Source organism: Klebsiella sp. KTE92, assembly GCF_000398905.1.
Classification (GTDB): domain Bacteria; phylum Pseudomonadota; class Gammaproteobacteria; order Enterobacterales; family Enterobacteriaceae; genus Klebsiella; species Klebsiella variicola.
In genome coordinates this window covers 955555-968997 of record NZ_KB976100.1, presented here as the reverse complement: position 1 = coordinate 968997, position 13443 = coordinate 955555, and the positions used below count along the sequence as shown (strand labels likewise).

Annotated in this window: 14 protein-coding genes; 9 read left to right on the top strand and 5 right to left on the bottom strand. The window is 60.2% G+C overall.

The genetic code is table 11. The features are described 5' to 3' along the window. Nucleotides 1–129: 129 nt before the first annotated feature. A complete protein-coding gene (locus A1WC_RS27795; RefSeq protein ID WP_046881799.1) occupies nt 130–273 on the bottom strand; it encodes a hypothetical protein in 144 nt (47 codons plus the stop codon). Here A1WC_RS27795 and A1WC_RS20510 point away from each other — a divergent pair. From A1WC_RS20510 to A1WC_RS20530, 5 genes are read left to right on the top strand one after another with little or no spacing between them, the layout of a single operon-like run. Continuing rightward, entirely contained in the window at nt 266–1372 is a 1107-nt protein-coding gene (locus tag A1WC_RS20510; RefSeq protein ID WP_004147267.1) for an ABC transporter substrate-binding protein, read from the top strand. The genes A1WC_RS27795 and A1WC_RS20510 overlap by 8 nt on opposite strands. A 19-nt stretch (nt 1373–1391) precedes the next feature. Beyond that, the gene (locus A1WC_RS20515) at nt 1392–2291 is read left to right on the top strand and encodes a branched-chain amino acid ABC transporter permease (RefSeq protein ID WP_002890128.1); all 900 of its coding nucleotides are present in this window, start codon (nt 1392–1394) and stop codon (nt 2289–2291) included. Further along, nucleotides 2291–3340, top strand: a complete 1050-nt coding sequence (locus tag A1WC_RS20520; protein WP_008805324.1) for a branched-chain amino acid ABC transporter permease — start codon at nt 2291–2293, stop codon at nt 3338–3340. Before A1WC_RS20515 ends, A1WC_RS20520 begins: the two co-directional genes overlap by 1 nt. Beyond that, nucleotides 3327–4109 carry an ABC transporter ATP-binding protein gene (locus A1WC_RS20525; RefSeq protein ID WP_008805323.1) on the top strand — a complete coding sequence of 261 codons (783 nt, stop codon included), beginning with the start codon at nt 3327–3329 and terminating at the stop codon, nt 4107–4109. The genes A1WC_RS20520 and A1WC_RS20525 overlap by 14 nt, the downstream gene beginning before the upstream one ends. Further along, entirely contained in the window at nt 4102–4797 is a 696-nt protein-coding gene (locus A1WC_RS20530) for an ABC transporter ATP-binding protein (RefSeq protein WP_016160359.1), read from the top strand. The genes A1WC_RS20525 and A1WC_RS20530 overlap by 8 nt, the downstream gene beginning before the upstream one ends. 116 nt (nt 4798–4913) lie before the next feature. Here the strand turns inward: A1WC_RS20530 and A1WC_RS27075 are convergent, their stop codons facing one another. Further along, a complete protein-coding gene (locus A1WC_RS27075) occupies nt 4914–5090 on the bottom strand; it encodes a hypothetical protein (RefSeq protein WP_012542732.1) in 177 nt (58 codons plus the stop codon). Between the two features lie 438 nt (nt 5091–5528). Here A1WC_RS27075 and A1WC_RS20540 point away from each other — a divergent pair, with 438 nt between their 5' ends. From A1WC_RS20540 to A1WC_RS20555, 4 genes are read left to right on the top strand one after another with little or no spacing between them, the layout of a single operon-like run. Further along, nucleotides 5529–6338, top strand: a complete 810-nt coding sequence (locus A1WC_RS20540) for an ABC transporter substrate-binding protein (protein WP_002890106.1) — start codon at nt 5529–5531, stop codon at nt 6336–6338. A gap of 1 nt (nt 6339) precedes the next feature. Further along, nucleotides 6340–7158, top strand: a complete 819-nt coding sequence (locus A1WC_RS20545; RefSeq protein WP_008805322.1) for an amino acid ABC transporter ATP-binding protein — start codon at nt 6340–6342, stop codon at nt 7156–7158. Beyond that, the gene (locus tag A1WC_RS20550) at nt 7155–7907 is read left to right on the top strand and encodes an amino acid ABC transporter permease (protein WP_012968860.1); all 753 of its coding nucleotides are present in this window, start codon (nt 7155–7157) and stop codon (nt 7905–7907) included. Before A1WC_RS20545 ends, A1WC_RS20550 begins: the two co-directional genes overlap by 4 nt. After that, the gene (locus A1WC_RS20555; RefSeq protein ID WP_008805320.1) at nt 7897–8586 is read left to right on the top strand and encodes an amino acid ABC transporter permease; all 690 of its coding nucleotides are present in this window, start codon (nt 7897–7899) and stop codon (nt 8584–8586) included. The genes A1WC_RS20550 and A1WC_RS20555 overlap by 11 nt, the downstream gene beginning before the upstream one ends. 3 nt (nt 8587–8589) lie before the next feature. Here the strand turns inward: A1WC_RS20555 and A1WC_RS20560 are convergent, their stop codons facing one another. From A1WC_RS20560 to A1WC_RS20570, 3 genes are read right to left on the bottom strand one after another with little or no spacing between them, the layout of a single operon-like run. Then, nucleotides 8590–9300, bottom strand: coding sequence for a fimbria/pilus periplasmic chaperone (locus tag A1WC_RS20560; protein WP_012542735.1), 711 nt, complete (start codon nt 9298–9300; stop codon nt 8590–8592). Further along, nucleotides 9269–10912 (bottom strand): fimbrial adhesin EcpD, encoded by a 1644-nt coding sequence (ecpD, locus tag A1WC_RS20565; RefSeq protein ID WP_012968862.1) that lies wholly within the window; start codon nt 10910–10912, stop codon nt 9269–9271. Before ecpD ends, A1WC_RS20560 begins: the two co-directional genes overlap by 32 nt. Beyond that, nucleotides 10902–13427 carry a fimbrial biogenesis outer membrane usher protein gene (locus tag A1WC_RS20570; RefSeq protein ID WP_016160358.1) on the bottom strand — a complete coding sequence of 842 codons (2526 nt, stop codon included), beginning with the start codon at nt 13425–13427 and terminating at the stop codon, nt 10902–10904. The genes ecpD and A1WC_RS20570 overlap by 11 nt, the downstream gene beginning before the upstream one ends. Between the last annotated feature and the right edge of the window lie 16 nt (nt 13428–13443).

Genomic DNA, 13443 nt, shown 5'->3' with positions numbered 1-13443 from the left:
CTTCAAGTTGCATGTGCGTTGGCTGCGTTCTCTCCCCCCAGTCACTGACTTCTGTAAGCGCCTGGGGACTCGCTCACTTGCCGCCTTCATGCGACTCGAATTATTTAGGGTATATATCTCGTTATCTATTCAACATAACAGCCAATAATTCGTCGGACACGCTGGCGAATTATTCCTCAATGTTATGCAGTCATTGATGGTTAAAGATAAATAATCGACCGACGGAGAAATACCAATGAAATCGTTTTCCGGGAAAGCGTCTTTAATGGCCACGCTGGTTGCCGCGCTGGTCGGCGCCAGCAGCGCGCAGGCAGCGGAAATTAAAATCGGGGTGGTATTACCCCTGAGCGGCGCCCTCAGCGGCTACGGCCAGCCGTCGCAGAAAGGGCTGGACATTATTCAGGCCATCACCCCGACGTTAAAAAATGGCGATACCATCAAGCTTATCGTTATCGATGATAAAAGCGACAAAGTCGAAGCGGCCAACGCCATGCAGCGCCTGGTCTCCAGCGATAAAGTGGATGCCGTGATCGGGGAAGTCACCTCCTCCAACACCCTGGCGATGACCAAGATCGCCGACGACAGCAAAACGCCGCTGGTCTCCTCCACCGCCACCAACGACCGCGTCACCCGTAACCATCCGTACGTCAGCCGGGTCTGTTTCTCGGACAGCTTCCAGGGGGTGGTCGGGGCAAATCTGGCCTCCCGCGATCTGAAAGCCAAAACCGCCGCCATCGTGTTTGACAGCAGCAACGACTACTCCGTCGGCCTGGCGAAAGCGTTCCGCACCCAGTTCCTGAAAAACGGCGGCACCATTCCCATCGAGGTACAGGCCCCGGGCGGCAGCAAGGACTTTAAAGCCCAGCTGGCGAGCGTCAAGGCGAAGAATGTCGACATGATTTACATGCCGATCTACTACACCGAAGGGGCGCTGATTGCCGTGCAGTCTAAACAACTGGGGCTCAACAAACCGGTGGTGGGCGGCGACGGTCTGGCCGCGGATCAGGTCTTCTTCGATGTCGGTAAAGACGCGGTCAACGGCTATATGACCACCGATTATTACTCGCCGAACGCCAAAGAGCAGACCCCGGCCGGGGAAACCTTCATCAAAGCCTGGGAAGCCAAATACCAGCAGCCGACCCATACCTGGGGCGCAATGGCGGCGGACGCCTATAACGTCATCGTCAACGCCATGAACCAGTGCAGCGATCCCCACGATCGGGTCTGCGTGAATGAAAAAATCCGCGCCACCAAAGATTTCCAGGGCGTGACCGGCACGCTGACGTTACAGAACGGCGATGCCATTCGCAGCGCGGTCATCAACGAAGTGAAAGATGGCAAGCTGGCGTTTCGTACCGTGGTTAACCCTTAAGTTGTGACGAGGCTACAAAATGGACGGCGCCATTTTTCTCCAGCAAGTGGTCAATGGAATGAGTCTTGGGGGCATGTACGCCCTGATTGCCATCGGTTATACGATGGTTTATGGCGTGCTACGGCTGATCAACTTCGCCCATGCGGACGTGATGATGGTCGGCGCGTTTAGTACGCTGTTTTTATTTTCTTCAGTTGGGCTACCCTTCGGGGTAGCCGTTTTCCTGACCCTCGGGCTGTGCGGCCTGTTTGGTATGCTGATTGACCGGGTCGCCTATCGTCCGCTGCGTCAGGCCTCGAAAATCTCCATGCTGATCACCGCCATCGGCGTCAGCTTCTTCCTCGAAAACCTGTTTAACGTGCTGTTCGGCGGCAGCTCACGCTTCTTCTCCGCCCCTGACTTTTTCAACCAGACCCGCGCCTTCGGCAGCGTCATCATTACCAACGTGGCGTGGATTGTGCCGCTGATCACCGTCCTGCTGCTGCTGGCGATCCTCTGGCTGCTGTACCGCACCCGCTATGGGATGGCGATCCGCGCGGTGGCCTTTGACGTCAACACCGTGCGCCTGATGGGCATTGACGCCAACCGGATCATCTCCCTGGTCTTCGCCCTCGGCAGTAGTCTCGCGGCGCTCGGCGGCGTGTTCTACTCCATCAGCTACCCCACTATCGATCCCCTGATGGGCGTGCTTATCGGCCTGAAGGCCTTCGCCGCCGCCGTGCTGGGCGGGATCGGCAGCGTCACCGGCGCGGTGCTGGGCGGCTTTATCCTCGGTTTTACCGAAGTGGTCGCCGTGGCGATCTTCCCCGAACTGGGCGGCTATAAAGACGCTTTCGCCTTCCTGTTCTTGATTCTGGTCCTCTTGTTCCGCCCGGTCGGCATTATGGGCGACGAACGTCTGGAAAGGAGCCGTTTCTGATGCTCAACGCGACGACGACCGCCGGGGCGCAGCTGCGCAACCTGGCCATTATTGTCATCTGTATCGCGCTGCTGGCCGGAATCAACGTGGTTTTCAATGACTACATTGTTCGTGTCATCAGCACCATTTTTATCTTTATGATCCTTGCGGTCAGCTACAACCTGATCAACGGCGTGACCGGCCAGCTGTCGCTGGAGCCGAACGGCTTCGTGGCGGTGGGCGCCTACGTCACCGCCCTGCTGATCCTCTCCAGCGACAGCAAGGTAGACATGTTTGAAATGGCCGCCCCCAGCCCGTGGATCCTCAGCCTGCACGCAGGCTTCCTCCCTGCCCTGCTGATAAGCGGCCTGTGCGCGGCGGCGCTGGCGGTGTGCCTCGCCGTGCCGGTCTTCCGGGTGCGTGGCGACTACCTGGCCATTGTCACCCTCGGCTTTGGGTTTATCATCAAGATCCTCGCTATTAACAATCCGCAAATCACCAACGGCGCCATCGGGCTGAACGATATTCCGCAGCAGCCGCATCTCCTGTTCTGGTGCGGGCTGTTCGCCCTGCTGGCCACCGGCATGATCCTTCAGCTGGTGTGGTCGAAGTATGGCCGGATGATGAAAGCCATTCGCGACGATGAAGATGCGGCGATCGCCATGGGGGTCAACACCTTCCGCATCAAAACCTGCGCCTTCGCCACCAGCGCCTTCTTCGAAGGGATCGGCGGTGGTCTGCTGGCTTCGCTGCTGACCACCATTTCCCCGGGGCTGTTCGACTTTATGCTCACCTTCCAGCTGCTGATTATTATCGTCCTCGGCGGACTCGGCAGCACCACCGGCGCCCTGCTCGGCACCGTACTGGTGGTCGGCAGCGGCGAATGGCTGCGCTTCCTCGACCAGCCGCTGCAGTTTTTCGGCCACGATCTTGGCGCCTATCCGGGCCTGCGAATGGTGGTCTTCTCCCTGCTGTTGCTGATCATCATGCTCTTCGCCCGCGAAGGGCTGTTGGGGAAAAAAGAGATTTGGCAGATGGGAAGAAGGAACAGCAGCTATGGCGGAAAATAACGTTATCCTGCAGGTGCAGGACGTCACCATGCAGTTTGGCGGCCTGCGGGCCATCGACAACGTCAGCTTCCATGTTGATGAAGCGGAGATCTTTGGCCTTATCGGCCCTAACGGCGCGGGCAAAACCACTTTGTTTAACGTCATCACCGCCAACTATAAACCCACCAGCGGCAACGTCACCCTGGCGGGTACGTCGCTGAAGGGGCTGAAGCCCAACCAGGTGGTGAACGCCGGGATCGCCCGTACCTTCCAGAATATCCGTCTGTTTAACTCCATGACGGTGCTGGAGAACGTGATGGTCGGACTCGACCGCGCCAGCCGCTACTCGCTGCTGGAGGCAGCTCTGCATATTGGCCGCTACTTTCCGGCCGAGCGGGCGGCGAAGGCCAAAGCCATGGCCATCCTGGAGGACATCGGTATCGCCCACTTCGCGCATATGCAAGCCACAAACCTAAGCTATGGCAACCAGCGCAAAGTGGAGATCGCCCGCGCGCTGGCCACCGCGCCGAAGCTGCTGCTGCTCGATGAGCCGGCCGCCGGGATGAACCCGAAGGAAACCGAGGACCTGGCGGAGCTTATCTTCCGCATGCGACATGACTATCAGCTCAGCGTCCTGCTGATTGAGCACGATATGCCCTTCGTCAATCGCCTGTGCGAGCGGGTGATGGTGCTGGAGTATGGTAAGCCGCTGTTCAGCGGCCTGATGGCCGAGGCGATCCAGCATCCTGACGTCATTTCCGCTTATCTGGGAGAAGCCAATTATGCTTAACGCCCGGGAACTGAAGGTCTTTTACGGCGTGATCCAGGGGCTGAAAGGCGTTGATATCGACGTCTATGACCGGGAGATCGTCACCCTGATCGGCAGCAATGGCGCCGGTAAAACCTCCACCCTCAACGGGATCGTCAACCTGGTGCGCTCCAGCGGGCGCGTCAGCTTCCTCAACGACGATATCTCACGCAGCCAGACCCACCAGATTGTGCGCCGCGGACTGGCGCTGGTGCCGGAGGGACGTCGGGTCTTTACCAACCTGACCATCGAAGAGAACCTGCGCATGGGCGCTTACAATAATCTCGCCGGCTACACCCGCCTGCGCGATCGCATGTACGCCCTCTTTCCACGGCTCAAGGAACGACGCCATCAGATGGCGGGCACCATGAGCGGCGGCGAGCAGCAGATGCTGGCCATCGCCCGGGCGCTGATGAGCGAGCCGGTGTTATTGATGCTGGATGAACCGAGCCTCGGGCTGGCGCCGAAAATTGTCGGCGAGCTGTTCGGCATCATTAAGCAACTGCGCGAAGATAATATGACGGTGCTGCTGGTGGAGCAGAATGCGACGGCCGCGCTGGCTATCGCCGATCGGGCGTATGTCCTGGAGAATGGCCGGATCACCTTGTCAGGCGCGGCGCGGGAGATGCTGACTAACCCGGAAATTAAGCGGATGTATCTGGGGGGATAAGCGTGGTCAAAACTGCCTGGGCTGCGGCGGCGCATCCTGTGTTGCCGCAACCTCAGGCAGTCTCTTGCTACACAAAGCACACCTCGTTCCAGTAGGCTTCTCGCGTCCTGCGTCGCTCAGTATGTCTTATCATGACGGAACCACCGGGTTTCCACGTTGCCAATGTCCACGCCGTAGAGGCTGGCCACCGGCAGTATCGCCTCCATGACGCGCTGGGTATCCTGCTGTCCGGCTTCACCGTTGGACAAAAAAGCCAGCCAGCCCGTTAATCGTTGCCACAATGCCACTTTCATTTTCTCCTCTGTCGGGAAGCGAATCGCCTGGGTCTATTTCAACCACAGTTGGCCGGGCGCGGGAAATATTAATTCCGAATTTGCAATCCTGGCTGGCGCATATTACGCCCGCTCCTATCCCCTCACCCTAACCCTCTCCCTGAGGGAGAGGGAACCGCCCGGCAATCGTTACAGCCCCGGTATACACCGCGGGGCTAACGCCCATGCGCACGATGAATGGAAAATTACCCCTATCCCCTCTCCCTCTCTCCGGAGGGAGAGAGGGCCGCCCGGCAATCGTTGCCGCGCCGGTAAAACGCCAGCGGCGCATAAAGAATACCCACAGGTTTGTTAAGTTCTTTTTCGTTATAGATAAGAATTTTTTCTTCTTTGCCGCCGACGGGGAATTTGTGGGAGCGTGATGTCCACAAAACAAAACAGGGATTCAGGGGAAAAAACATGCGCAATAAAACCACAAAAATTGCACTGGCGCTGGGTATGCTGCTGCTCGCGTCTCAGGCACAGGCAGACCAGCTGGCTGACATCAAAGCCGCCGGCGTCGTGAAAGTCGCCACCTTCGACGCCAACCCGCCGTTCGGCTCCGTGGATGCCAAAACCCACCATATCGTCGGCTACGATGTCGACTTTGCCCAGGCGCTGGCAAAAGCGCTCGGCGTCAAACTCGAGCTGGTGGCCACCAACCCGGCCAACCGTATTCCGCTGCTGCAGTCCGGCAAAGCCGACCTGATCGTCGCCGACATTACCATCACCCCGGAGCGGGCCCAGGTTATTGATTTCTCAACGCCGTATTTCGTCACCGGCCAGCAGTTCCTCGTGCCTGCCGGCTCTCCGGATAAGCTTGATGAGTACAGCAAAGCGCGCATCGGCGCGGTGAAAGGCACCACCGGCGAACAGGCCCTGCACCAGCGTTTCCCGCAGGCTCGCGTCCTCTCCTATGACGATATTCCGCTGGCCCTGACCGCCCTGCGCAACGGCAACGTCCAGGCCATCACCCAGGACAGCACCATCCTCGCCGGTCTGCTGGCGGAAGCGCCGGATAAAGCCAAGTTTAAAATTCTGCCCGACCTGCTCAGCAAAGAAGAGATTGGCGTGGGCGTGAAGAAAGGCGAACCGGCCCTGTTGAAAGCCGTTAACGATGAGCTGGTGAAGCTGGAGAAAACCGGCGAAGCCGCGAAAATCTATGATGTCTGGTTTGGACCTGCCACTAAAACGCCGCAGCCGCGCGCCTTTACCATAGAAGCGAAATAATATGTTCTCGGGTTTACTCTCCCACTCCGCGGCCCCGGCCGCGGATTTTTCACGTCTGCAGCGCGCCAGCATTACGTTCCGTGATGTGGCCAAGCGCTACGGCGATCATCAGGTGCTAAACGCCATCAACCTGCAGGTCGAGCCCGGCGAAGTGGTGGCGATCCTCGGCCCTTCCGGTTCGGGAAAATCGACGCTGATCCGCTTGATCAACCAGCTCGAATCCTTAAGCGGCGGCGAGATCCTGATCGACGATAAACCGACCAGCCGGCTGAGCGGCAGCGCCTTGCGCCAGCTGCGCAGCCGCGTCGGCTTTGTCTTCCAGCAGTTCAACCTTTACGCCCACCTGACGGCGCAGGAGAACATCACGCTGGCGCTGGAGCGCGTTCACGGCTGGGGGAAAAGCGCGGCTCAGGAGCGGGCGCTGGCGCTGCTGCGCCAGGTCGGACTGGAAGAAAAAGCGCAGCAGATGCCGGCGCAGCTCTCCGGCGGCCAGCAGCAGCGAGTGGCGATCGCCCGCGCCCTGGCCTCCTCGCCGCAGATTATCCTGTTCGATGAGCCCACCTCGGCGCTCGACCCGGAGATGATCGGCGAAGTGCTGCAGGTGATGAAAACCCTCGCCCACAGCGGGATCACCATGCTGGTGGTGACCCATGAGATGCAGTTTGCCCGCGAAATTGCCGACCGGGTGGTGTTTATCGACGGCGGCGACATTCTCGAGGTCGCCCCGCCGGCTGAGTTTTTCGCCCATCCGCAGCATGCCCGTGCACGGCGTTTTCTGCAGAAGGTGCTGGATCCGCTGCACCAGGAGAGCCTCGAGTGACGCCGATGCTTGACTGGCACGGCGTCCTGAGCGGGCAGCCGTTGCAATGGATTATCTCTGGTTTTCTCACCACCGTCTGGGTCAGCGTCGCCGGGATCCTGCTCGCCACCCTGCTGGCGGTCCTGCTGCTGGCCCTGCGCCTCGGCGGCGGCCGCGCGGGGCGCGGACTGGTGGCCGCGTGGGTCTCGTTGTTTCGCAATACCCCGCTGCTGGTCCAGCTGCTGTTCTGGTACTTTGCCGCCTGGAACCTGCTGCCGCTGGCGGTGAAGGAGGTGGTGAACGACGAACACGCCTGGTCCATTTTGCCGGGTAACGTCTGGTGGCTGACGCCGGAGTTCCTCTGCTCGATGTGGGGGCTGGGGGTCTTTACCTCCGCCTTTCTGGTGGAAGAGATCGCCTCCGGACTGCGCGCCGTCAGCCACGGGCAGCGGGAAGCCGCGCTGTCGCAGGGCTTTACGCCGTGGCAGGAGCTGCGCTTTATCCTCCTGCCGCAGGGGCTGGCCAACGCCTGGCAGCCGATTGTCGGCCAGTATCTTAACCTGATGAAACTCTCATCGCTGGCCAGCGGCATCGGCTTTGCGGAACTGACCTATCAGGTACGACAGATTGAGAGCTATAACGCGCACGCCCTGGAGGCGTTTGCCGTCGGTACCGCGCTGTACCTGGCGCTGGGGGTGGCGATGGGCGTGGCGCTAACGCGTCTCGGCCCGGGAAGAAAACTGCAACGGAGCGCCCAACATGAACGCTAATCTGGCGGTGATCGCCGATAACCTCGATTACCTGCTGTGGGGCCGACTGGCGGAGGGCCAGCCCGGCGGCGTGGCGCTGACCCTGCTGATGGCCATCGGCGCCACCCTGCTGGCGCTGCCGGGAGGCATTGCGCTGGCGGGCCTGGCCTGGCGCTACGGCGGGCTGGTGCGGCGTCTGCTGTTTCTGTGGGCGGAAATTATTCGCGGCATCCCGCTGATATTTGTCATCTTCTGGCTGTGGTATCTGCTGCCGATGCTGACCGGCGGCGATCTGCCCGGCGCGGTAACCGTGACCCTGGCGCTGGCGTGGTTTACCGCCGCCTCGGTGATGCACTCGGTGCTGGCCGGGCTGCAGTCGCTGCCGAAAGGACAGTATGAGGCGGCGCTGACCCAGGGGTTCGCCCCCGGGCAAACGCTGCGCCTGGTGCTGCTCCCGCAGGCGCTGCGCAATGTTCAGCCCTCGCTGGTGGGGATCTTTATCGGCCTGCTGAAAGACACGTCGCTGGCGTTTATCGTCAACGTCCCGGAGCTGACCACCGTGGCCGGCCAGGTCAACAACCGGGTGCAAATCTATCCCCTGGCGATCTTCGTCTTCACCGGCGCGGTGTACTACCTGCTGTGCTGCGGTCTGAGCCTGCTGGCCAGCCGGCGTTTTACCCGCCGCGCGACCGCCGGATAAGGCTCACTCCGCGGGACGGGGCTTCACCGGGCAGGTATCGCTGATCTTAATAAATTTGTCGTTATAAACCAGATAGTGGTTCCCCGGCTGGCGCAATGCCGGCTGGCGAACCACGTCGCCAGGACGCAGATACCACGCGTCCCCCTCCTCTTCGGTCGAATCGCATCCGGGTTTAATCAGCAGCTTGAACCAGGTATTGCCGGTGTTGCTCACCGTCCCGGCCACCTTATCGAAAGACCATTTAAACTGCACCTCGCGTGGGCGCACCACCAGAATGGTATCCATCACCACCACCGGCTCCATGCTGACCTCGCCGCCGGTCGGGCTGCGCCTCGTCAGGTTGCGGGTGGGGATTTCGCGAAACGAGACCCGATAGTAGCGCTCGCGGTTATCCCGCGGGCCATGATAGTAAAATTTAAAATACTCGCTCTCACCTGCCTGCAGCACCAGCTGGCGGGGGGCAAACAGCAGTTCGCCATCCACCGGCCGGGAGCGTACTTCGCTGCCGCCCGGACGATCGATGGCGCTGATGGCGATGCGGTACAGCCGCGCGCTTTTATTGTTGTTGACCACCCGTTTACTGGCGAAATCCGCTTCGGCCGGCAGGGAAAAGGTCAGGTTGCCGACCGAGATCGCCTGCGCCAGCGGCGCTGCCAGCAGGCAGCCCACCGTCAGCAGGGCCTTAGTTAATGTTGCGCCACGTCGCCTGGACATGAATCTCTCCTGAAGCGCTGACTTCGCCAAACCAGCCGTTATCGTCTACCGTCCGCAGCGAAATGGCGTTATCCATCGGAATCGAAAATTTCACCGTGGTCTTATCCATCTGCCCCACTTCGCCGGAGATATCGGTCCATGGCGTGGTCAGCCACAGCGCATCGGTCATATCCCGCCAGCTGTCATCGCACCCGGCATCGTAGGTCTGCGTCGTGCCGCTGCGGGTGATAAAAGAGAGCGTCGCCGGGAACGGTACTTTCGCCGTACCGTCATCAGAGCTGAAGAGACAGTAGGAACGCCCGCCAATCACCTGCGCCGGTCCGGTCACCTTGATCAGCACTTCATCGGCGGCCGTTTTACCGCTGGTGGTGACGATGTAGCCGAAATCGAGCGCCGGTTCGCCGCTGCCGACATATCCCTCGCGCGACGGCGCCGAGGTATATTCGTCCGAGATAATGCTGATGCTGAAATCACGGGGCTTGATAATCAGCGTGTTGGAGGTGGAAAACTCATACCAGCCTGACTCCGGCGAGGTGGTGTTCTGAAAGCGAAAGTTGAACAGATCCTTGGTGTTGATATCGCTGATCCCGAGATTCACCATCTGCTTAAAGAAGTTGCTGGAGAAGAAAACATAGATCGAGTCTGAGCTCTTCATCTCGTTGAAAGTGTAGTAATAAGCGGTATTGCTCACCGGCTTCCAGGAGCTGCCGTTGAGGCTGAACTGCATATCGTACGCCCCGACGGCCGAGGCCAGCGACGAGTTGGCGATCGCCGGGAAAATATGGATCGAGGTGTTGCTTAAGCCGTTGGTCTGCAAGGTATAGTTGACCATCTTACAGCTTAATCCTGCGCGGCTGCCGATGGTCTGCGTCTGGCAGTCGGCGTTCCCTTCTCCCAGGGTCGGCACGCCGTCGCTGTTGATAAACACCTCCGCCAGCGAGTGGGTATTAATCAACCGCAGGTTCGCGGCTTTGGTGTGGGTGACGTTGCGCACATACCAGTTACCGGAGGCCTGATCCTTACAGCGCGCACCGCTGCTGGCATCGTAGTTCACCGAGGTCTGACAGGCATTGATGGTCATCGTAAAGCTGCCGCCGACCGGCATCTGCTGCAGATATTGATAAAACGCGTCCGACATCATGCCGTGCATCCACTTCGCGCCGCCGCTGGTCACCGTCGCGCCATAAAACCCGCTGGCGTCGGTGGTTTGCGGCAGGATCAGGCTGGTGGCCATATCGCACCCGGCGTACCAGTTGATGCAGCGCAGGCCGGTTAAGGGGTGCGAAACCGGCGAGTTTTCCAGCCACATATCAAACTTCCAGTTGGCATTGAGCCCGGTGTTGTAGCCGTTATCGATATAGCCGAGACTCTGCTGATAAATGGTGCCGGAGCCGGTGTATTTTAAGCCGGTCCAGCGGTTAGCGCCGGTCATACGCGGATCCAGCGCCCCGCCGGGGGTGACGAAAAAGTTGTCGTCGGAGTTGTTTTCAACAAACACAAACTCGCGCGCCGGCGCATCCGACCAGGTGGTCTTGGTCACCGCCGCCCTGAGTGCGGCTGCCGGCCAAAGCAGCGCGAGGATCGCCAGCGCCATCAGTGCATTAACTTTCATTCTCTTCTCCTGTCTGCTGCACCGCCGCCCACGACGAGAGGCCGCTGCAGACCACATCCCCGACCCAGACGGCGCCGCGTGCCTGGCTGAGCTCCAGCGCCACTTCGCAGGTTTTATTGCCGCCGTAGCTGAAATCGATAGTGGGGTATTTCTTATCCACGTCCATGACAAACTCGCCGTTTTCATCGGTCCGGGTACGGCCGATATGGTTGTTAATCCGCGCATTCGCCAGCAGCGTGCCGTCTTCTGCACGAATACGACCGGAGACGGTGACCATCTGCTTCACCTCTGGCTCAATCACTGCGACGTTGCCCGGATAAAGGGTCAGATGACTCTTACGCCCGCTGACGATGTCGTAGCTATCGAGCGAGTTTTTGCTGTTCTGCAGCTCCACCTCATAGCGGCCATAGGGAGAGAGCGGCAGGTAGTTACGCTTGCCGCTGAGCGGGAAAATCCGCCCGTTAACCCTGGCGCTAATCTGACCATCGTCCTCCAGCCCGGTGTTGAAGATCACTCCGGCGTTACCGTCAGTTCGTCCGCTGGCGGCGATGTTTTTGCCCTGCCAGCCGACGCTGCCGCTGGCGGTGAGGTTAGTGTTGACGTAGCCGTCCGCCGCACTGTTGACGTTCAGCGTGCCGCTGGCGTAGCGGGCGTCGAACTGGGCATACGCTCCGCCGCTGAGGGTTTTGTCATCCCCGGTATCGCCGGAGATGGCCCGCGACAGATTGGCGCCGATGGTGCGAATAGTGCCTTCATCAAACTGCTTGCGCGCTGAGAGGTTAGCCATGGTGTAGCCGTTCTGATGGGTCATCCCGGCGCTGAACCAGTTGCCCAGCGGCAGCGAGAGATCGAGAGCGATATATTTCCCGGTGTTGGCGCTGCTGTCGCCATTGTTATAGCGCTGGATCCCCGCCCGCAGGCCGAGCGATCCAAAGGCGCCGCTGTAGACCGTCTGATAGTAATCCGCTGTGTAGTAATGACTGTTGTAGCGGCGGTCATCGTTGTAGCTGACGCTGAACGTCCCCAGCTTCGACCACAGCGCGTTCAGGTTGAGGGTGCCGCCGATCGCCCGGTTGTCGGCATCGCTGCGCCGCAATTGATCGCCAATGCGGGTTCTCTCCTGGTTGACCCACACTGAACTGAAGCCCCCGGGCAACGCGGCGCTGATGCTGCCGACGCTGCTCCAGGAACTGTCGCTGGCCAGCATATTCTGCAGGTTAACGTTGATCGACTCGCCCAGCGGCAGCGTCAGGCGGGTTTCCCCCACCGCCTGGTTGTCGTAGCCATAGCCCGTTGCCGCCCAGCTCAGGGTGCTGAACGACCCGGAGGTCGAGAGGCCTGCCAGCCAGCTCTCTTTTGCCGGCCGGGTCTTTTTGCCGCTTTCCGACCAGCGATCCATATGGAAACTGCCGCCCCATACCTGCCACGCCAGCGGCGCGCCGATGCCGCGTCCCCGGCTGAACAGCTTATTGACCCGCTGGGTGCGTTTGCTGACCACCCGACCATTAACGATCACCTCCACTTCCACGTCGTAAATACCGTACGGCAGGCCGCGGGTATCCACTTCATGGTTGCCCATGGCGAAGTTCTGGACGCTCAGCAACCGGCCGTCACGGGTGAGATGCACCTCGCCCGCCGCCGGTAAAAAGGCAATCACCGGCGTGGCCGACTGACTGTTGTCGAAGACGGTGGAGCTGGCCTGATTCCCCCAGGAAAGGCCGTAAATCTTGCCGGCCGAAATAGCGGTCATCGGTCCCAGGGACTGCAGGTTCCAGGTGTCGAGCATCCCGCCGGCAAAGCGGTGGCCGGCGAAATCGCGCTCATACATGGCCTTATATAATTCACTGTCCTGCTGACCGCTGCCGATCCCGTACAGCGAGCCGTCGAGCACCACGTGATGCTCCCGCAGCGCGGTGACGTTGTTCAGCGACAGGTAGCTGGAGGTGTTGCTCCCGCCATTGCGCATCTGGTTGTTATAGACGCCGAGGTTATAGCTCAGGTTGCTGCTGAGGGTGTTCACGCTGGACTGACCGATATCTTCGCTGCGCGAGCGCAGCACGGTGCCCAGCGCCTTGCGTTTGACCACCAGCTGCAGCAGCAGCTGGCGCAGGCTGAGATCCAGCTGCGCGCTGTCGGTCAGGGGAATGGTGAGTGCCTCGCTGAACGGGGCGTTGGCCAGGCCGATCAGCTGCTGTCGGGTCTGTTGGCTGACGCTGGCGTTCCCCTCGCTCTCCTCCAGTTGGATCTGCCGGACACGCAGCTGGCCGTCGTCCAGCCAGATAAAGGCGCTGCCGATCCGCTGATCGTCACGGGTGTCCTGGCTGCCGGCAAGATGAATATAGAGCGGGACGCTCATACCGTCCTGCAGCGCCCGGCTGAAGGCCTGCGGAATAATCACCCCGCCAATCTGCTGGGCACGTACGGCAGCAGCGCTGGCGTCGGGCTGAACGAACAAAAAGATCATGCCGAAGGCAAGCTGCGTTTTCAGTCCTGGGGAAATCCGTCGTAGAGGCATCGTCGTTATCCATCTG